The organism is Pseudomonas sp. B20 (assembly GCF_020515755.1).
Lineage (GTDB): Bacteria > Pseudomonadota > Gammaproteobacteria > Pseudomonadales > Pseudomonadaceae > Aquipseudomonas > Aquipseudomonas syringae.
Genome location: NZ_JAHPJG010000004.1, coordinates 201,327 through 221,041, shown reverse-complemented (window position 1 = coordinate 221,041; position 19,715 = coordinate 201,327). Strand labels below are relative to the sequence as shown.

At 58.9% G+C, this 19,715-nt stretch carries 18 protein-coding genes; 10 read left to right on the top strand and 8 right to left on the bottom strand.

Features of this window, described 5'->3' with window-relative positions:
• The first annotated feature begins 57 nt into the window (after positions 1-57).
• The 5 genes from mexE to LIX91_RS06050 all read left to right on the top strand — a co-directional run bounded on the left by mexE (position 58) and on the right by LIX91_RS06050 (position 7,985).
• Complete coding sequence (gene mexE, locus LIX91_RS06070) at positions 58-1,299, top strand: multidrug efflux RND transporter periplasmic adaptor subunit MexE (RefSeq protein WP_003417266.1); 1,242 nt, start codon at positions 58-60, stop codon at positions 1,297-1,299.
• 12 nt (positions 1,300-1,311) lie between these two features.
• Complete coding sequence (locus tag LIX91_RS06065) at positions 1,312-4,503, top strand: efflux RND transporter permease subunit (protein ID WP_046235276.1); 3,192 nt, start codon at positions 1,312-1,314, stop codon at positions 4,501-4,503.
• Positions 4,503-5,900, top strand: coding sequence for an efflux transporter outer membrane subunit (locus LIX91_RS06060; RefSeq protein ID WP_003417272.1), 1,398 nt, complete (start codon positions 4,503-4,505; stop codon positions 5,898-5,900). Before LIX91_RS06065 ends, LIX91_RS06060 begins: the two co-directional genes overlap by 1 nt.
• A gap of 142 nt (positions 5,901-6,042) precedes the next feature.
• The gene (locus LIX91_RS06055) at positions 6,043-7,137 is read left to right on the top strand and encodes a tetratricopeptide repeat protein (RefSeq protein WP_226488139.1); all 1,095 of its coding nucleotides are present in this window, start codon (positions 6,043-6,045) and stop codon (positions 7,135-7,137) included.
• 485 nt (positions 7,138-7,622) lie between these two features.
• Positions 7,623-7,985, top strand: coding sequence for a histone-like nucleoid-structuring protein, MvaT/MvaU family (locus tag LIX91_RS06050; protein WP_002553302.1), 363 nt, complete (start codon positions 7,623-7,625; stop codon positions 7,983-7,985).
• A 483-nt stretch (positions 7,986-8,468) separates the two neighbouring features.
• Here LIX91_RS06050 and LIX91_RS06045 read toward each other — a convergent pair whose 3' ends face one another.
• On the bottom strand, positions 8,469-9,077 hold the full coding sequence (locus LIX91_RS06045) for a DUF4946 domain-containing protein (protein WP_003411236.1): 609 nt from the start codon (positions 9,075-9,077) through the stop codon (positions 8,469-8,471).
• 100 nt (positions 9,078-9,177) lie between these two features.
• Here LIX91_RS06045 and gloA point away from each other — a divergent pair, with 100 nt between their 5' ends.
• Positions 9,178-9,699: a lactoylglutathione lyase gene (gloA, locus tag LIX91_RS06040; protein WP_003315308.1), complete on the top strand. Its 522-nt coding sequence runs from the start codon at positions 9,178-9,180 to the stop codon at positions 9,697-9,699.
• 92 nt (positions 9,700-9,791) lie between these two features.
• On the opposite strand, the gene ahpF is transcribed toward gloA, so the two are convergent.
• From ahpF to LIX91_RS06025, 3 genes are all read right to left on the bottom strand, one after another.
• On the bottom strand, positions 9,792-11,354 hold the full coding sequence (gene ahpF, locus LIX91_RS06035) for an alkyl hydroperoxide reductase subunit F (protein ID WP_003315309.1): 1,563 nt from the start codon (positions 11,352-11,354) through the stop codon (positions 9,792-9,794).
• A gap of 124 nt (positions 11,355-11,478) precedes the next feature.
• The gene (ahpC, locus tag LIX91_RS06030) at positions 11,479-12,042 is read right to left on the bottom strand and encodes an alkyl hydroperoxide reductase subunit C (RefSeq protein WP_002553298.1); all 564 of its coding nucleotides are present in this window, start codon (positions 12,040-12,042) and stop codon (positions 11,479-11,481) included.
• Positions 12,043-12,152: 110 nt separating this feature from the next.
• Positions 12,153-13,112, bottom strand: a complete 960-nt coding sequence (locus tag LIX91_RS06025) for a site-specific integrase (RefSeq protein WP_226488138.1) — start codon at positions 13,110-13,112, stop codon at positions 12,153-12,155.
• 176 nt (positions 13,113-13,288) lie between these two features.
• Here LIX91_RS06025 and LIX91_RS06020 point away from each other — a divergent pair, with 176 nt between their 5' ends.
• Complete coding sequence (locus tag LIX91_RS06020; RefSeq protein ID WP_003417289.1) at positions 13,289-14,299, top strand: DNA-binding protein; 1,011 nt, start codon at positions 13,289-13,291, stop codon at positions 14,297-14,299.
• A 9-nt stretch (positions 14,300-14,308) separates the two neighbouring features.
• Here LIX91_RS06020 and LIX91_RS06015 read toward each other — a convergent pair whose 3' ends face one another.
• The 3 genes from LIX91_RS06015 to galU all read right to left on the bottom strand — a co-directional run bounded on the left by LIX91_RS06015 (position 14,309) and on the right by galU (position 17,976).
• On the bottom strand, positions 14,309-15,583 hold the full coding sequence (locus LIX91_RS06015; protein WP_226488201.1) for a PAS domain-containing sensor histidine kinase: 1,275 nt from the start codon (positions 15,581-15,583) through the stop codon (positions 14,309-14,311).
• Positions 15,584-15,675: 92 nt separating this feature from the next.
• Positions 15,676-17,034 (bottom strand): glutathione-disulfide reductase, encoded by a 1,359-nt coding sequence (gene gorA / locus LIX91_RS06010; protein WP_003411255.1) that lies wholly within the window; start codon positions 17,032-17,034, stop codon positions 15,676-15,678.
• A 102-nt stretch (positions 17,035-17,136) separates the two neighbouring features.
• Positions 17,137-17,976: a UTP--glucose-1-phosphate uridylyltransferase GalU gene (gene galU, locus LIX91_RS06005; protein WP_002553293.1), complete on the bottom strand. Its 840-nt coding sequence runs from the start codon at positions 17,974-17,976 to the stop codon at positions 17,137-17,139.
• Between the two features lie 374 nt (positions 17,977-18,350).
• On the opposite strand from galU, the gene LIX91_RS06000 reads away from it, so the two are divergent.
• Complete coding sequence (locus tag LIX91_RS06000) at positions 18,351-18,632, top strand: hypothetical protein (protein WP_003400694.1); 282 nt, start codon at positions 18,351-18,353, stop codon at positions 18,630-18,632.
• Positions 18,633-18,687: 55 nt separating this feature from the next.
• Here LIX91_RS06000 and LIX91_RS05995 read toward each other — a convergent pair whose 3' ends face one another.
• The gene (locus tag LIX91_RS05995) at positions 18,688-19,041 is read right to left on the bottom strand and encodes a hypothetical protein (protein WP_003411257.1); all 354 of its coding nucleotides are present in this window, start codon (positions 19,039-19,041) and stop codon (positions 18,688-18,690) included.
• A gap of 167 nt (positions 19,042-19,208) precedes the next feature.
• On the opposite strand from LIX91_RS05995, the gene LIX91_RS05990 reads away from it, so the two are divergent.
• Positions 19,209-19,514, top strand: a complete 306-nt coding sequence (locus tag LIX91_RS05990; RefSeq protein WP_003315318.1) for a DUF1883 domain-containing protein — start codon at positions 19,209-19,211, stop codon at positions 19,512-19,514.
• Between the two features lie 14 nt (positions 19,515-19,528).
• On the top strand, positions 19,529-19,711 hold the full coding sequence (locus LIX91_RS05985; RefSeq protein WP_003364465.1) for a hypothetical protein: 183 nt from the start codon (positions 19,529-19,531) through the stop codon (positions 19,709-19,711).
• Positions 19,712-19,715: the final 4 nt, after the last annotated feature.

Below are 19,715 nucleotides of genomic sequence, written 5' to 3'. Positions count from 1 at the left end.
ATAACACCCCGTGCGCAACAGAATCCGCCCCATTCTTCACTATTGGCGGAACTTCCCATGCACCAGACAATCAGCCATCTGCGCTACCCTCTCACCGCCCTCGCCTTGATCGTCATCAGTGCCTGCGGCCGTGCGCCGGAAGCCACCAGTGCGCCTGGCGCAGCCAAAGTCAGTGTGGCCAAGGTACTGGAACAGCCAGTCAACGAGTGGGATGAATTCACCGGTCGTCTCGAAGCACCTGAAACGGTCGAAGTTCGCCCAAGAGTCTCCGGCCAGATCGATCAGGTAGCCTTCACCGACGGCTCGCTGGTCAAGAAAGGCGACCTGCTGTTCCAGATCGACCCTCGCCCCTTCCAGTCGGAAGTCCGCCGTCTCGAAGCCCAGTTGCAACAGGCCCGCGCAGTCGCTTCGCGCAGTGACAGCGAAGCCCAGCGTGGCGAGCGTCTGCGCAGCAACAATGCGATTTCCGCCGAGCTGGCCGAATCGCGTACCACCTCGGCGCAGGAAGCCAAGGCCGGTGTCGCGGCCATTCAGGCGCAACTGGACCTGGCTCGACTGAACCTCAGTTTCACCCGTGTCACCGCACCGATTTCAGGCCGCGTGAGCCGTGCCGAAATCACCGCTGGCAACATTGTCACCGCCGATGTCACCGCCCTGACCAGCGTGGTCTCCACCGACAAGGTCTACGCCTACTTCGACGCAGACGAACGCGTGTTCCTCAAGTACACCGAGCTGGCCCGCAAAGGCCAGCGCGGGCAGACCACGCCGGTGTACCTGGGGCTGTCCAACGAACCTGGCAACCCGCACCTGGGCCAGATGAACTTTGTCGACAACCAGGTCAACCCGAGGACCGGCACCATTCGTGGCCGCGCCGTGTTCGATAACGCCGACGGTGCGTTTACCCCCGGCCTGTATGCGCGCCTGAAACTGGTGGGCAGCGGCACTTACTCGGCCGTGCTGATCAACGACGAAGCGGTGGGCACCGACCTGGGCAAGAAGTTCGTGCTGGTCATGGACAAGGACAACAAGCCCGCCTACCGCGCTGTCGAGCTGGGGCCGAAAATCGAAGGCCTGCGCATTGTGCGCAATGGTCTGGCCAAGGATGACACCATCGTCGTCAAAGGCCTGCAGCGCGTTCGTCCCGGCCAGCCTGTGGACCCTGAAGTCACTCCGATGGCCAGCGCCGACACCCTCGCCGCACTGCTCAAACAACGCCAGGCCCTCGAAGCCAGCAACCTGCCACAAGTGGCGCCCAAAGCGGCCGTCAAAATCGCCAGCGCTGCCGCGCCGCGCGGCTAAGGGACTCGTCCGATGAACTTCTCCAAATTCTTTATTTCACGGCCGATCTTCGCCGCAGTGCTGTCGCTGCTGATCCTGATCGCCGGTGCCATCTCGCTGTTCCAGCTGCCGATCAGTGAATACCCGGAAGTCGTGCCGCCAACCGTGGTGGTACGCGCCAACTTCCCCGGCGCCAACCCCAAGGTGATCGGCGAAACCGTGGCCTCGCCACTGGAACAGGCGATTACCGGTGTCGAAGGCATGCTCTACATGTCCTCGCAGGCTACCGCCGATGGCAAGCTGACCCTCACCATCACCTTCGCACTGGGGACCGACCTGGACAACGCGCAGGTGCAGGTGCAGAACCGCGTGACCCGCAGCGAGCCGAAGCTGCCTGAAGAAGTGACACGCATCGGCATCACCGTGGACAAGGCCTCCCCCGACCTGACCATGGTTGTGCACTTGACCTCACCGGACAAACGCTACGACATGCTGTACCTGTCCAACTACGCCGTGCTCAACATCAAGGATGAGCTGGCGCGACTGGGCGGCGTCGGTGACGTGCAACTGTTCGGCATGGGCGATTATTCGCTGCGGGTCTGGCTCGATCCGAACAAGACCGCCTCACGCAACCTGACCGCCACTGATGTGGTCAATGCGATTCGCGAGCAGAACCGTCAGGTAGCCGCAGGCCAGCTGGGTTCGCCGCCCTCCCCGAATGCCACCAGCTTTCAGATGTCGATCAATACTCAGGGCCGCCTGGTCAGTGAGGAAGAGTTCGAAAACGTGGTCGTGCGCGCCGGTGCCGATGGCGAAATCACTCGCCTCAAGGACATTGCACGCATCGAACTGGGCTCCAGCCAGTACGCGTTGCGCTCGTTGCTCAATAATCAGCCTGCGGTAGCCATCCCGATCTTCCAGCGTCCCGGCTCCAACGCCATCGACATCTCCAACGATGTACGCGCACGGATGGCCGAGCTCAAGAAAAGCTTCCCGGAAGGCATGGACTACAGCATCGTCTATGACCCGACGATCTTCGTCCGCGGCTCCATCGAGGCAGTGATTCACACGCTGTTCGAAGCACTGATCCTGGTGGTGCTGGTGGTGATCCTGTTCCTGCAGACCTGGCGTGCGTCGATCATCCCGCTGGTGGCCGTACCGGTCTCGTTGATCGGCACCTTTGCGGTCATGCACATGTTTGGTTTCTCGCTGAACGCGCTGTCCTTGTTCGGTTTGGTACTGGCAATCGGTATCGTGGTCGACGATGCCATCGTGGTGGTGGAGAACGTCGAACGGAACATCGAACTGGGCCTGGAACCGGTCGCCGCCACGCACAAGGCCATGGCCGAAGTGACGGGGCCGATCATCGCGACGGCGCTGGTGCTGTGCGCCGTGTTCGTGCCAGCGGCATTCATTTCCGGGCTTAGCGGACAGTTCTATAAGCAGTTTGCGCTGACCATCGCCATCTCGACGGTCATTTCCGCCTTCAACTCGCTGACCCTGTCGCCTGCACTGGCGGCGGTGTTGCTCAAAGGTCACGACGCGCCCAAGGATCGCTTCTCGCGCTTCCTCGACAGAATGCTCGGCAGCTGGCTGTTCCGCCCGTTCAACCGCTTCTTCGAGAAAGCCAGCCACGGCTATGTCGGCACGGTCGCCAGGGTCATTCGCAGCAGCGGCATTGCCTTGCTGGTCTATGCGGGCCTGATGGTTTTGACCTGGATGGGTTTCGCCAGCACACCGACCGGTTTCGTCCCGAGCCAGGACAAGCAATACCTGGTTGCATTTGCCCAGCTGCCGGACGCCGCGAGCCTGGACCGCACCGAAGATGTCATCAAACGCATGTCGGAACTGGCCCTCAAGCAGCCTGGCGTACAAGACGCCATTGCCTTCCCGGGCCTGTCGATCAACGGCTTCACCAACAGCCCGAATAACGGCGTGGTGTTCGTGACCCTCAAGCCGTTCGACGAGCGCAAGGACCCGAGCCTCTCGGCCAACGCGATTGCCGGTGCGCTGAACGGCCAGTTCGCCTCGATTCAGGAAGCCTACATGGCGATCTTCCCGCCACCACCGGTACAAGGGCTGGGCACCATCGGCGGCTTCCGTCTGCAGATCGAGGACCGTGGCAACCTGGGCTATGACGAGCTGTACAAGGAAACCCAGAACATCATCGCCAAAAGCCGCAGCGTGCCGGAGCTGGCCGGGCTGTTTACCAGCTACACGGTGAACGTACCGCAAGTCGATGCCGCGATTGACCGCGAGAAAGCCAAGACGCACGGCGTGGCAGTCAGCGATATTTTCGACACGTTGCAGGTGTATCTGGGTTCACTGTATGCCAACGACTTCAACCGCTTCGGCCGCACCTATCAGGTCAATGTCCAGGCTGAGCAGCAGTTCCGTCAGGATTCCGACCAGATCGGTCAGCTCAAGGTGCGCAATAACCTGGGCGAGATGATCCCGCTGGCGACCTTCGTCAAGGTCAGCGACACCGCCGGCCCCGACCGCGTCATGCACTACAACGGCTTCATCACTGCTGAAATCAACGGTGCAGCGGCACCCGGCTACAGCTCTGGCCAGGCTCAGGCAGCGGTCGAGAAACTGCTTCGCGAGGAGCTGCCCACCGGCATGATCTACGAATGGACCGACCTGACCTATCAGCAGATCCTTTCGGGCAATACCGCACTGTTCGTGTTCCCGCTCTGTGTGCTGCTGGCGTTTCTGGTACTGGCGGCTCAATACGAAAGCTGGAGCCTGCCGCTGGCGGTGATCCTGATCGTACCGATGACCCTGCTCTCGGCGATTGCCGGGGTGATGATCGCCGGCAGTGACAATAACATCTTCACTCAGATCGGCCTGATCGTACTGGTAGGCCTGGCGTGCAAGAACGCGATTCTGATCGTCGAGTTCGCCAAGGACAAACAGGCCGAAGGGATGAGCCCGCTGGATGCGGTACTGGAAGCCTGCCGCCTGCGTCTGCGGCCGATCCTGATGACCTCGTTCGCCTTCATCATGGGGGTCGTGCCTCTGGTGCTGTCCAGCGGTGCGGGTGCCGAGATGCGCCATGCCATGGGTGTCGCCGTGTTCTCCGGGATGCTGGGTGTCACGTTCTTCGGCCTGCTGCTGACGCCGGTGTTCTACGTGCTTATCCGTAATTACGTCGAGCGCCAGGAGGCCCGCAAGGCCGCCAGGGTAAACAGCCAGCAAAACCTGCCTGCGGAGATGCATTGATGAGCGCGTACAAAGTCTTCATCCCGAGCCTGCTGGTCATGGCACTGGCGGCCTGCGCCGTCGGCCCGGACTACCAGGCACCGGTCACGGCGCCAGCGAAACTGGCGTCCGCCGCCCAGGGCAACTATGACCGCAGCAAAGTGGACAGAGCCTGGTGGCAGCAGTTCGAGGATCCGACCCTCAATAAACTGGTGGCCAGGTCACTGGACGGCAACCGCGATCTGCGCGTCGCCTTCGCCCGGCTCAAGTCGGCGCGAGCCATTCGCGATGACGTCGCCAACGATGTGATGCCAGTGGTGACCAGCCGCGCCAGCAGTGACATCGGCAAGGGTCAGCAACCCGGCATCACCGAGCGCCGAGTCAACAGCGAGCGCTACGACCTGGGCCTGGACATGGCCTGGGAAGTGGACCTGTTCGGGCGCATCCAGCGCCAGCTGGAAGCCAGCGACGCCGATCAGGAAGCTGCAGAGGCCAACCTCTATCAGCTGCAGGTCACCCTGATTGCCGAGGTGGTCGACGCCTACGGCCAACTGCGCGGCGCACAGCTACGAGAAGCCATTGCCCGCGACAACCTGAAAAATCAGCAGAGTTCTCAGGACGTGACCACGCAACTGCGCGATGCGGGTGTGGGCAATGAGCTGGATGTGGTGCGTGCAGAGGCACGACTGGCCGCTGTCGAAGCGACCGTTCCGCAGTTGCAGGCCGAGCAGGCTCGCCAACGCAACCGTATCGCCACGTTATTGGGTGAGCGTCCGGAAAACCTCAGCGTCGACTTGAGCCCTAGCAAACTGCCGGCCATCGCCAAGGCCTTGCCGATTGGCGACCCGACACAAGTGTTGCGCAATCGTCCCGACATCCGCGCAGCCGAGCGACAACTCGCTGCATCAACCGCACGTATCGGGGTCGCGACTGCCGATCTGTTCCCAAGGGTCAGCCTGAGCGGTTTTCTGGGCTTTACCGCCGGACGCGGATCGCAGATCGGTTCGTCAGCGGCCAAAGCCTGGTCGCTGGGCCCCAGCATCACCTGGGCGGCCTTCGATCTGGGCAGTGTCCGGGCGCAGATTCGCAGTGCCGACGCCGATGCCGAGGGCGCACTGGCCAACTATGAGCAGCAAGTGCTGCTCGCGCTGGAAGAGTCGGAGAACGCGTTCAGCGATTACGACAAACGCCAGCAGCGGTTAGTCTCGCTGATGCGCCAGAGCGATGCGAGTCGCTCGGCGGCCAGACTGGCCTCGGTGCAGTATCGCGAAGGCACGGCGGACTTCCTGGTCCTGCTGGATGCCGAGCGCGAGCGTCTGGCGGCCGAGGACGCTCAGGCGCAGGCAGAAATCGAGCTGTACCATGGCATCGTGGCCATCTACAAGGCACTGGGTGGTGGCTGGCAGCCTCAGGCCTGAACCTGAAAAGCCGGTAAATCCGCCCCGCGCCCGATCAGGCCGCGGGGCTTTTTTTGCCTGAAATCCGGCTGCATCATGATTGCCGTTTGACAGCTGCCAGCCACTCCCCGAAGCTGCAACCCGTCAAGCATTGGAAATCGATATGCCCAGACTTTCTACCACGGGGTTATCGCCTCAACCCACTTCTCGACGTCGCTGGCTGATCGGCGCAGCGGCTGCAGCGCTGCTGGTGCTTTCGATGGTTCTCTGGTGGTGGCGCATGCCCGTCCAGACCGCTCCGGCCAAGCTGAGTCATACCTATGCCCAGGCGCTGGAGCAGGCACAAGACGGCAAACCGGGTGCCGCGCGCGTGCTGTATCAACAGCTGGCACGCACTGACCTGTCTGACACGCAACGCATCAGCCTGCTCGCCGAACTGAGCGACTATCCCAGCCCCCAAGCCCTCAAGTTGCTCGACGCTGCATTGAGTAACCCGTCCGCTCAAGTGCGCGAAGCGGCCATCGATGTCAGCGTCAGGCTGGTCTCCAACAGCCAGCGCAGTCTGTTGCTCGGCCCGCTGCTGGATGACGCCGAACAATCCGTCAGGTTTCGCGCCACCAGCGCCCTGCTCGGTCTCTCACCCGATGAGCTGGGCCTGTACTTTGCCGTTCTGCAGCAAAGTGCCGAGGCGTTTCAGGAGTCACTCAAGAGCCAGCCGCAAAGCGCACAAAACCAGTTGCAACTGGCCAGGCTGTATCTGCAGACCGGCGATCTGGAGCCCGCGCTCACGGCACTGCAGCGGGCAACCGCGCTGGACCCGGGCAATATCGAAGCAGCGCTGGCGCACATTGAATTACTGGACCGCAAGGGCCAGGCCGAGCAGGCGCGCGGCCTTTTCGCACAGTTGCTGGAACACAACCCGGGCTCGTCCCTGCTCCAGCACGCGCTGGGCATGTGGCTGCTGAACCATGGCCAGGCGGAGTTCGCCGTGCTCAGCCTGGCCAAGGCCACGGAACTGGCACCCGATAACAACGACTATCGCTATGACCTGGCGGTTACCCTGCACTCGTTGAGCGAGCTCGAAGCGGCACAGCGCCAGTTGACCCAGATCGTTCAGAACCAGCCCGCCAATCGCAAGGCCAGGGTGCTGCTGATCCAGTACTGGAAAGAGACCGGTCAGTTGCAGAACGTGCAGATTCTGCTGGCCGAGCTCGAGCAGCAGAACCCGGATGACCCGGTGCTGCAACAGGGACTGTAGGGTCACAAACGCAACGCTGAAACGGGCGAAAGGCCATCTTTGCGTGGTCTACCCGCCTTTCAGCACGTGGCCTTCAGACATTCCCGCCATTTCCTCACCCGACACTCCTTTTGCCTGTCGGATATTTCTTTTTCTAAGCCATTCACTCTCTCATGGCACGTTTTCCATCCGTGGCTAATATCGGAAATAACTTACAACGCCCCTCTGCCTACAACACGGACATCATCCCCTATATCCAACATCGTCTCCCTGCGCCATTTAACGAATTTGAGAAAGGCTATTTTCTAACTGGAAAAAAAAGTGCATCATTTGCGGGCGACTGAGTTATAAATACGCTCTATCTGCGCAACGACAAGCCGCAAAGGCCAAGTTTCAGCATAGAAACCGCAGTATCGGGCACCCTCGAGTGAGCGAATCGACCTATCAGTTTTGTCTCATCGCTTTATAGGGCTGACAACAGCCATTACATTGTTGGAGTATATTAATTGTCCAGACTTGCCGAGTTTCGAGCAGCAGAGAAAGCCCTTCAGGAACAGCTTGCACAGCTGGAATCGTTGAAGAATGACGCGGGATTGAAGAAGGAGATCGAATTCGAGCAAAAGCTCCAGGACCTGATGGGCACCTACGGCAAAAGCCTGCGTGACATCATCGCAATCCTTGATCCTTCGAGTGCTACCTCGCTGGTCGCACCCGCAGGGCCAAAGCGTCGCCGTGCACGCGTGGTCAAGGTTTACCAGAACCCGCACACAGGCGAGCTGATTGAAACCAAGGGCGGCAACCATCGCGGCCTCAAGGCGTGGAAAGAGCAATACGGTGTAGACACTGTGGATTCATGGCTGCGTGCCTGATTGCAAGTTGTCACTTGAAGCCCTGCACTTGCAGGGCTTTTTTATCTCCGGCGCAGCAGGTCTTCACCTGCGCACTGCAGCGCTGTGCTCAGGCGTCATCACACAGTGCCTGTCGATCCGCAACGGGAATTCATATACATGATTAGGTGAACTGACCGGTTCGTATACTTCAATGCACCGGGTAAATGCCGCGAGAATAATGACGCCAATAAATCCGGATTATGCGATTCAGCACACAGTTACAAACCTGAACAGTTCCTGAAGTGTGTAGAGTAATTATTCAGTTTCACTGCGTGATGAGATACACCATTATTTGTTTCTCAATGAGTCGGCGCGCTGAAAAGCATCGACAGCGCAGCACAGCACAGCACAGCGGAGCTTCACACTTTTTTCACATGAACTCTCGGATGATGAAGACCGCTAAAGGAATAGCGCCCCATGCCCGCCTCGGCGGGCTTCTTTTTGTCTGCGAAAAGGCAGATGTCACTGCGTAACGTCCAGGCGCAGACTCTCGCGAATACGCAGTGCCTCATCCTTGTTGCTCGCATAGCCGTCTGCCGATCCCGCGTAGGACAACGACCAGGCCAGCTCCTTGCTGGCGGCCGCAACCAGTGTCTGGGTCAGCACGTGCACGCCATTCTGGGTAATGGTGCAGGTGGTTTCGAGTGCGGGCACCACGCTAAGCCGACTTTCACGGACATGCGTGCAGGCGCTCTGCAATCCGCTGCGCGCAAAATTAACCTGAACCGACTTGCGCATTTCCAGCAGAACGCCCTGGACATTGACTTCATGCCCTGGCGTAAGACGTGTCTGGGTGAGCTCCATGACCATCAGCGGATTTCCACTTTGATCGTTTTTCACCGCGCGCTGTCTGACCTGCACGGACGGTTGAACGGGCTCGCCCGACTCGGTCGGTATCGACTCGACCTCCCAGCCTGCGGGCCAGACGATCATTGCATCGGCGGCATGGACCTGCGCAGTGCCCAGCAGCAGGAACAGGCACAGGCCTGGCACGGAACGTCGGTGGTGCGAAAGGATCATGATCGGGTCGCCAAAACGGTTGACCGGAAATTCTGAGCCTGTTGTCGGCATCGAGCAAGGCCGACGCGACGTTATCCGCGCCGGGTTTGGCACTGCGCGCCCTGCCCCGTATCATTTGGCATTATTTGTACATTCTGTTGGAGACACATTGATGAGCTTGCACGAACTCAACACACTACCGGGCGTCACAGCCAATCCTGAAGCGGCCACCCGGCAGTTTGTGTTCAACCACACCATGCTGCGCGTCAAGGACATCACCAAATCGCTGGATTTCTACACCCGCGTACTGGGCTTCAGCCTGGTCGAGAAGCGTGATTTCCCGGAAGCCGAATTCAGCCTGTACTTTCTGGCGCTGGTCGACAAGGCACAGATCCCGGAAGACGACGCTGCCCGCAACGAATGGATGAAGTCGATCCCCGGCATTCTGGAGCTGACCCATAACCACGGTACCGAAAGCGATGCCACAGCCTCGTACCACAACGGTAACAGCGACCCACGCGGCTTTGGCCATATCTGCGTGTCGGTACCGGATGTGAAAGTCGCCTGCGAGCGATTCGAAAGCCTGGGCGTCGACTTTCAGAAGCGCCTGTCCGATGGCCGCATGAACAGCCTGGCCTTTATCAAGGACCCGGACGGCTACTGGGTAGAGATCATCCAGCCAACGCCGCTCTGAGCCTGCGCTGATCGCTCCGGCAAGGAACGATCGACGTAGAAAGCAAAAAGCCCCGTGATCGCTCACGGGGCTTTTTGTTTACCGCTGTCCGATCAGGCCGGTGCGGAGGTACGGATCAGGTGGTCAAAGGCGCTCAGGGAGGCCTTGGCACCTTCGCCCAGGGCGATGATGATCTGCTTGTACGGGGCAACCGTTACGTCACCGGCAGCGAAAATACCCGGCACCGAAGTTTCACCACGGGAGTCGACCACGATCTCGCCACGCGGCGACAGTTCGATGGCGCCTTTGAGCCATTCACTGTTAGGCAGCAGGCCGATCTGTACGAAGATACCTTCGAGCGGCACGGTGATCTCTTCGCCTGTGGTGCGGTTCTTGTAGCGCAGGCCGTTGACCTTCTGCTCATCACCGGTCACTTCAGTGGTTTGTGCACTGGTGATCACAGTCACGTTCGGCAGACTGTGCAACTTGCGCTGCAGCACTGCGTCGGCACGCAATTGCACGTCGAACTCCAGCAGTGTCACGTGCGACACGATACCCGCCAGGTCGATTGCCGCCTCGACACCCGAGTTACCGCCACCGATGACAGCGACGCGCTTGCCTTTGAACAGCGGACCGTCGCAGTGCGGGCAATAAGCCACACCCTTGTTACGGTACTGCTGCTCACCCGGCACGTTCATCTCCCTCCAGCGTGCGCCAGTGGCAAGGATCAGCGTCTTGGCCTTGAGGCTGGCACCGCTGGCAAACTTCACTTCGTGCAACTCGCCGGCTGCGCCAGGAATCAGCTTGTCGGCACGCTGCAGGTTCATGATGTCGACTTCGTACTGCTTGACGTGCTCTTCAAGCGCCACGGCCAGCTTCGGCCCCTCGGTATGCTGTACCGAGATGAAGTTCTCGATGGCCATGGTGTCCAGCACCTGACCGCCGAAACGCTCGGCGGCAACACCGGTGCGGATGCCTTTGCGGGCAGCGTAGACGGCCGCCGCAGAGCCAGCCGGACCACCGCCCACGACCAGCACATCGAAAGCCTGCTTGGCGTTGAGTTTTTCCGCCTGACGCGCACCAGCACCGGTGTCGATCTTGGCCAGAATCTCTTCCAGCCCCATGCGGCCCTGACCGAACAGCTCACCGTTCAGATAGATGCTTGGTACCGACATGATCTTGCGATCAGTCACTTCGTCCTGGAACAGCGCACCGTCGATAGCGACGTGCTTGATACCAGGGTTCAGCACTGCCATCAGGTTCAGTGCCTGGACCACGTCCGGGCAGTTCTGGCAGGACTGCGAGAAATAGGTTTCGAAATGGAATTCGCCCTCAAGTGCGCGAACCTGTTCGATGGTTTCCGCACTGACCTTGGGTGGGTAGCCGCCAACTTGCAGCAGCGCCAGGACCAGCGAGGTGAATTCGTGACCCATGGGGATACCGGCAAAACGCAGGCTGATATCGTGGCCAGGGCTACTCAGCGAGAACGACGGCGTACGTGCGTCGGTGCCGCTGTCATTGAGGGTGACGTCCTTGGAAACGCTAATCACATCATTGAGCAGTGCAAGCATTTCCTGAGACTTCGCGCCGTCATCAAGGGACGCGACGATCTCGATGGGGCGAGTAACCCGCTCCAGATAGGATTTCAACTGGGCTTTAAGATTGGCGTCCAACATGTGGCGGCTTCCTGTTTACAAAGGGTAGAAATAACAACGCCCAGGCGATTACCGCCCGGGCGTTTTTTGGGGCGATGCGGTTTACTTGCTCAAGAGCTCAACGCCCCCAGCCGATTCATGCGACTCAGATCTTGCCAACCAGGTCCAGGGACGGAGCCAGAGTAGCTTCGCCTTCTTTCCACTTGGCTGGGCAGACTTCGCCCGGGTGAGCGGCAACGTACTGAGCAGCCTTGATCTTGCGCAGCAGCTCGGAAGCGTCACGGCCAACACCGCCGTCGTTCAGCTCGACGATTTTGATCTGACCTTCAGGGTTGATCACGAAAGTACCGCGATCCGCCAGACCGGCTTCTTCGATCAGCACGTCGAAGTTGCGGGAGATGGTCAGGGTCGGGTCACCGATCATGGTGTACTGGATCTTGCCGATCGCTGGCGAAGTGTTGTGCCATGCAGCGTGGGCGAAGTGGGTGTCAGTCGAAACGCTGTAGATTTCAACGCCCAGCTTCTTGAACTCTTCGTAGTTGTCAGCCAGGTCTTCCAGCTCGGTCGGGCATACGAAGGTGAAGTCGGCCGGGTAGAAGAATACGACGGACCACTTGCCTTTGAAGTCAGCGTCCGAGACGTCAACGAAAGCGCCGTTCTTGAATGCGGTAGCCTTGAACGGTTTTACCTGGCTGTTGATGATAGGCATCGGTATATCTCCTGATGGGTTGGATGGGTTGTGAATTCGATGGAGTGAAGCTTACGCATGATCGATGACAATCGCTCATTGGCAAACCTGATGTCACTGATTGCTTTTCACTATGAAGGCAGCTTATTGATAGAAGAAACCTTCGGACCGCTCCCCGCCTCCGATGGGCTCAGGAACGGAGCGGCATCAATGTAGCGCATCGCCGACTTGATGTCCCTCCAGCCTACATAGGACATCAGTGACTTGAGGTCCCAGCCGTTACTGTGCGCCCAGCTTGCAAAACCGCGACGCAACGAGTGGCTGGTGTAGCGCTCGGCGGCGATGCCTGCACGCTGGAGCGCCTGACGCAGCAATGGGATGACGCTGTTGGCGTGCAGCCCCTCCTCTTTAAGGTTACCCCAGCGGTCCACTGCCCGAAAGACCGGACCGCGTATCAGCGCAGCACAGTTGATCCACTCTATATAGGCCTGCACCGGGCACAGCCGCTGCAAGGCCGGTGTCTGGTAGGTGCGGCCCAGGTTGTCGCGATCGCCTTTGCTGCGTGGCAGATAAAGGCTGATTCCCGAGTTGGCGATGGCCTTGACGTCCTGTACCTGCAGGCGGCAAAGCTCGTCGCTGCGAAACCCGCGCCAGAACCCCAGCAGGATCAGCGCCGAATCACGTCGGCCGCGCAACAGACGCGGCTGATCTTGTTGTGCGCTCGCTTCGCGTATTTCGATCTCCAGCCAGGCGATGACTTTTTCCAGATCCTGCAACTGCAAAGGCTCGGCCTGCTTTTCCTGCGCCGGGTGCAGCGCGCGAATGCCCTTGATGACCTTGCGCACCATCGGTGCCTTGGTGGGATCGACAAAACCCTGACTGACGTGCCACTGGGCCAGCGCTGACAAGCGCAGCTTCAGGGTATTGACCGACAGCGTTCCCGCGTGGCTGGCCAGGTAGCGCGCCACGCTTTCGCTGGTCGCCGGCAGAAAGCCGCCCCATGTCACCTCGAAATGCTCGATGGCAGCCCGATAGCTGCGGCGCGTGTTGTCGCGGGTCGCCGCTTCGATATAGCGATCAACGTCATTCATGGCTCAAACCTGCTGGGTGTACCGGTAAAGGCGCCGTAAAGGTAGCTGACAGCGCCTGACACGGGATAATACGCCAATATCCCGTGTTAATTAATTCAAAAAATAGCTAATTATTTCAAAACATATAGTATGTAATTACAGAGTACATACTACAGTACGAAATCGTAGGAGACAGCATGGCCCGCGGCGGTGTAAACAAGGCATTAGTGCAGAAAGCAAGGGCGTCCCTGCTGTCCCGAGGCGAAAACCCGAGCATCGATGCGGTACGTATCGAAATGGGTAATACGGGGTCGAAAACCACCATTCACCGCTATCTGAAGGAGCTCGAATCCACGCAAGCCCCGGCGCCGGATATCAACGAGGAGTTGAGCGATCTGGTGGCTCATCTGGCCCAGAGGCTTCAGGAGCAGGCACAGGAACGTATTGATCAGGCGCACGATCAGCATCAGGCCGAGCGCGACATTCTTCAGCGGCAACTTGCGGCGACTCAGGAGCAGATCGGCAAACTGGAAAAACACGCACGGCAGCGTGAAGAGGCGCTGGAAAAGCAGGCTGCCGCCCTGCTCCATACGCAAGGCACACTGCAGGATGTGCAGACAGAACGCGCCCGGTTGCTTCAGGCCCATCAGGACCTGGAGGCTCGTCTGCACGACAAGGACGGGCAGATCCACTCCCTGGAAGAAAAGCATCAGCATGCCCGCGAAGCGCTGGAGCACTATCGCAACTCGATCAGAGAACAACGCGAGCAGGAGCAACGACGCCACGAAAGCCAGGTTCAGCAGTTGCAAATGGAACTGCGACAGGCACAGCAAGGCCTGGCCATCCACCAGGAAAACATTACACAGCTCAATCGAGACAACGAAAGACTGCTGGCTGAAAATCGCACCACCCTGCGCGAACTGCATAGCCAGACCGACCAGCTGAAGCAAGCCAATACACAGAATGTCGCCTTCGCAGACCAACAGCAGCAGACCCACACCCAATGCGCACTGCTGGAAGAAAGGTTACGCAGCGCGCAGGACGAAAACGCCGCGCTCAAACAAGGCATGATCGATGCGCAGCAACAGAGCCGCATGCTGGAACTGTTGCTGACCAAGAAGGAAGCAGCACTGGAAAACCTGCAGATCAGACTCGATCAGCCGGACAAACCCAAAACCGCCAAGAAGAAGCCATCAGACAAGCCATGACCAGAAGCCTCAGGCAAGCGCGGCCTCGCCGCACGGCAGATGCAGATCAACCCGCGTCCCCTGACCTTCAGTGCTGTCTATACGCACGTGCCCACCAGTCTGCCGGGTAAAGCCATAGACCATCGACAAACCCAACCCTGTTCCCTGACCTACCGGTTTGGTGGTGAAAAACGGATCGAACACCTGATCGATAACGTCCCGAGCAATGCCGCAGCCATTATCTTCGACACTCAGCAGTACATAGTCGCCAGGCAGCAGACCGTCTTTCTGCGTCGCCAGCGTTAGCGAGCGGCTGCGCACGCACAGCCTCCCTCCGACAGGTACAGCGTCGCGAGCGTTGATGACCAGATTCAACAGGGCATTTTCCAGTTGGTGCTCATCAGTGCGTACCGCACTCAACCCCTCCTCCAGTTCGATGTGCAGATGCGCATGGGCGCCCACCGTACCTCGCAACAACTCTTCCATCGAGCGGACCATGCAATTGACATCCACCACGGTGACGTTAAGCGACTGCCGGCGGGCAAATGTCAGCAGCCTGCGGGTCAGTGCAGCAGCCCGATTTGCCGAGCTTGCTGCGGCATCCAGGTAGCGCTCGACCTCACCGATCCGCCCGGCTTCCACACGCAGCCTGATCATGTCCAGCGCGCCAATCACGCCGGAAAGTACATTGTTGAAGTCATGGGCGATGCCCCCGGTCAACTGACCGATTGCATCCATTTTTTGCGCGTGACGCAAGACCTCTTCAGCCATCGCTCGCTCGGCAATTTCGGCCTGCAACAACTCATTGGTGGCTTTCAGCTCGCGCGTGCGCTCGGCGACGCGTAACTCAAGACTCTCGTTGAGTTCGCGTAACGCTTCTTCTGCATTGACCTGGGCGGTGATATCGGTGTGAGTACCCAGCCAGTGAGTGATGTGGCCCCGTGCATCGCGCAGGGGTAGCGCGCGTGACAGGAACCAGTTGAATGCGCCGTCCTTGCCACGTATCGGGAAGGTATCTTCCCAGATCGAGCCGGTGGAAAAGCAGTATTGCAAACGCGCCATCACACGCTCGCGATGTTCGGGATGCAGAACCGAGCGCCAACCCAAGGCCGTCATGGCCTCAAGCGAGGCGCCGGTATACGCATGCCAACGCTCGTTGTACCAGTGGACCTGCCCTCGGGGGCTGGCAGTCCAGGCCAATTGGCTCATGTTGTCAGCCAGTGTTCTGAACTGACGCTCGCTTTCACGCAAGGCATCGATGTACTGCGCGACTTCGCGGTCCTGCTCAGCCGAATGCAATGGCATTCTGGCCGGTGGTTGCTCTCTATTCACGTCGGGATCCATCCTCTTCAAGCCTTTACCCCGGAGCTCTTCCTGAACTCCGGGTGCTGCGTGACTTAACGTTTGACAGGCGTACGCATGGTGACGAACTCTTCTGCCGCGGTCGGGTGTACCCCAATAGTATCGTCAAATACCTGCTTGGTCGCGCCAGCCTTGATGGCAATGGCCAGGCTCTGGACGATTTCGCCAGCATCCGGCCCGACCATATGGCAGCCCAGCACGCGGTCGGTTTTCGCATCGACGACCAACTTCATCAATGTGCGCTCCTGATCATCGGTCAGGGTCAGCTTCATCGGCCTGAAACGACTCTCGAAAATCTGCACATCGTGACCGGCCTTGATTGCATCTTCTTCGGTCAGACCGACCGTACCAATGTTCGGCAGACTGAATACCGCCGTCGGGATGTGATTGTAGTCTACCGGGCGATACTGCTCGGGTTTGAACAGTCGGCGCGCGACCGCCATGCCTTCAGCCAGCGCGACCGGGGTCAGTTGCACACCTCCGATGACGTCGCCGATGGCCAGGATGGAAGGCTCGCTGCTCTGATAATGCTCATCGACCTTGATGTAACCGTGCTCGTCCAGCTTGACGTCGACACTGTCCAGACCGAGGTTGTCGAGCATCGGCCGACGCCCTGTTGCATAGAACACGCAATCGGTCTCGAGCGTGCCGCCGCCCTTCATGGACAACAGCAGACTGCCATCGGCCTGCTTGTCGATGCGCTCGATATCGCTGTTGAAGCGAATCGTCATGTCGCGCTTGAGCAGCTCTTCGTGCAGATGGGTACGAACACCGCCATCAAACCCACGCAGAAACAGTTCGCGGCGGTAGACCAGCGTGGTATCGGCGCCCAGGCCGTTGAAGATCGAAGCGAACTCCACGGCAATATAGCCACCGCCCACAACCACTACGCGCTTTGGCAGCGTCTTGAGATGAAACGCCTCGTTGGACGTAATGGCATGCTCGCGCCCTGGCACATCAGGCACCTGCGGCCAGCCACCGGTGGCGATCAGAATGCGCTCGACGCTGTAGGTCTGGCCGTTGATTTCGACCTGCTGCGGCCCGACGATCTTTGCATGGCCTTCAAGCAGGGTAACGCCGCTGTCGACCAGCAATTTACGATAGATGCCGTTGAGGCGGCTGATCTCACTGTCCTTGTTGGCAATCAGCGTGGACCAGTCAAAACTGGCCTCGCCCAATGACCAGCCAAATCCTTTGGCGTGATCGAAATCCTCGGAAAAATGCGCTCCGTACACCAGCAGCTTCTTGGGCACGCACCCGACGTTGACGCAGGTTCCACCCAGATAGCGGCTCTCGGCCACAGCGACCTTCGCGCCGAAACCGGCAGCAAAACGCGCCGCTCTGACGCCGCCCGAGCCGGCGCCAATTACAAACAGATCAAAATCAAAGGCCATCGATATCTCCTTGGCAGAGGCACAGCATAGCCGCTTGGCGGCCAGTCAGAAATGACAAAGCCACCCGAAGGTGGCTTTGTCCCGGACGTCATCAATCAGAGATCAATGCGCTTTGCCGGTTTTGTAGAAATGCTCGAAGCAGAAGTTGGTAGCCTGGATGTAACCTTCCGCACCACCGCAGTCAAAACGCTCGCCCTTGAACTTATAGGCGAGTACGTTGCCTTCGGCAGCCTGTTTCATCAAGGCGTCGGTGATCTGAATCTCACCACCCTTGCCCGGCTCGGTCTGTTCGATTTTCTCGAAAATGTCCGGGGTCAGGATGTAGCGGCCGATGATCGCCAGGTTCGACGGCGCATCTTCAGGCTTCGGCTTTTCAACCATGTTGGTCACGCGGAACAGGCCCGGCTTGATCTCTTCGCCAGCGATCACGCCGTACTTGTTGGTTTCCTGCGGGTCGACTTCCTGGATGGCGATGATCGAGCAGCCATAATGCTTGTGCAGCTTGACCATCTGCGCCAGCACGCCATCACCATCAGGGTTGACGCACAGGTCATCTGCCAGAACCACGGCGAACGCTTCGTTGCCGATCAGCGGGCGACCGCTGAGGATGGCGTGGCCCAGACCCTTCATTTCGGTCTGACGAGTGTACGAGAAGCTGCATTCGTCGATCAGCTTGCGAATACCGACCAGATACTTTTCCTTGTCAGTACCCTTGATCTGGTGCTCGAGTTCGTAGCTGATGTCGAAGTGGTCTTCAAGAGCGCGCTTGCCACGACCGGTCACGATGGAAATTTCGGTCAGGCCTGCAGCGAGGGCTTCCTCAACACCGTATTGGATCAGTGGCTTGTTGACCACCGGCAGCATTTCCTTGGGCATGGCCTTGGTCGCTGGCAGGAAGCGAGTGCCGTAACCGGCTGCTGGGAACAAGCATTTCTTGATCATAAAAGTCCTTGGTAAGGGCTGTTGGTGTTAACGGCGCAGTCTAATGATGAGGCAGGCACCTTACAATGCCCTGCCTTTGGCCGTCCGATGCCATGATAGAGGAATACTCGTACAGATAGTTCCGCACTTTCTGGATATTGCCTGTATATAAATGCAGCGCAGGACACCGTCAAAACATCCTCAGGACCAGCGCAGCCGGACCTCAATGCCGTTTCTCGACGGCGGCGGCAGTTACACCACGCTTCGCCAATGGCAGGCAGCGACAAGCGGGAGGCAGGCAGTTTATGATGCAAAACATGGCGGAACGATGGCACCCGTTATCAGTCCAACGCTCGCATTTGTTAATTCCCTGGCCTTATCTCGAAGCGAAAAACATGATCAGAATTTTGTCCATTATTGCTGTGCTGGGCCTTACCGGCTGCGCAACCGCCTCCAATACCTACCTGAAAAACGGCAAACAGGGCTTGAGCATCGACTGCTCCGGCGAGGCGATGTCCTGGGCAAGCTGCTACGAAAAAGCGGATGCGTCCTGTGCAGGCACAGGCTATGAAATTGTCGGTACAGATGGCACCCCACAGCCTGCCGAAAGCGACAAGACGCTGGGCGTGGACGTTGGCAACTACAAAAGTCGCAGCGTGCTGGTGGTCTGCAAATAATCAGGCCTGCCGCCCTGCCCGCAACGGGCAGGGCCAGCTGACCGAGCCTGACCTATCAGCCTGAAATGCACGCTTCGGCAGCGTTCTGCACATCCCTGAAACGAATAGGCACATTGGAAAGTCGTTCGTAGACCTTGATCGTACTACCGCCCGAACGGCTTTCGATATCCACTACTGCCGCGGGTGACTTGCTGAGTTTCTGCGCGACGATGACCCGCAGGCCGTCATGGCGAGGCTCGATCAGAGGCGGCTTGCGACTGCTGCTGATCTTGCCAGCGAAGCAATCGGCGTATTCCTGAGGATTCTTGCCCGACATCACGTTCATGGTGGGGGGTGTATGCTCAATGTCGTTCACTGTGGCACAGCCAGTCATTGCCAGAGCCAGGACTACTACAGCAGCCAGTTTCATACAAAGCCTCCAAATAAAGGTCCTACGACAAGCCCCAGCGCAATTAAATCCCGACTAAGGCATTTTTTCCCGGAAACACGGCAAATTAATGTTCACCGACGTCAAATTGCGGGCGTCGCATGCTATCGTTTTGATTTTTCAGAAAAACCCCCATTTCGGAGCCCGTCATGAAATTCGTACACCAGCGTGAGCATCTCAACGAGGACGACCTTGTCGTCATCGAGTGCTCTCAGACCTGCAATATTCGCCTGATGAACGATGCGAATTTTCGCAGCTTCAAAAATGGTGGTCGGCACACCTATCATGGCGGCGCGTTTGACAGATTTCCGGCCAAGATCGCCGCACCAAGCACCGGTTTCTGGAACATCACCATCGATACCGCAGGCCGCAAGGCAGATACCAACGCCGGACGCAAACTGCCTTTCACTCACAAGATCAAGATCGTCCGGCGCTCGACCACTCGCCTGGGATGATGCAAGGAGTCACCGTGAACAATCCAGCCCCGCGCACGACCAAATTCGCTGTCAGCTACAAGCTCAATGGCGAACGCCGCTTCGAATTCGCCCAATTGCAATCGGCATCCACCGAGGAAGCCGAGGCCGCCTTGAAGAAAATGCACGGCGAGAGCGACGACCTTATCACCGACGTCAAGGTCAGCAAGGCTCTCTGATACT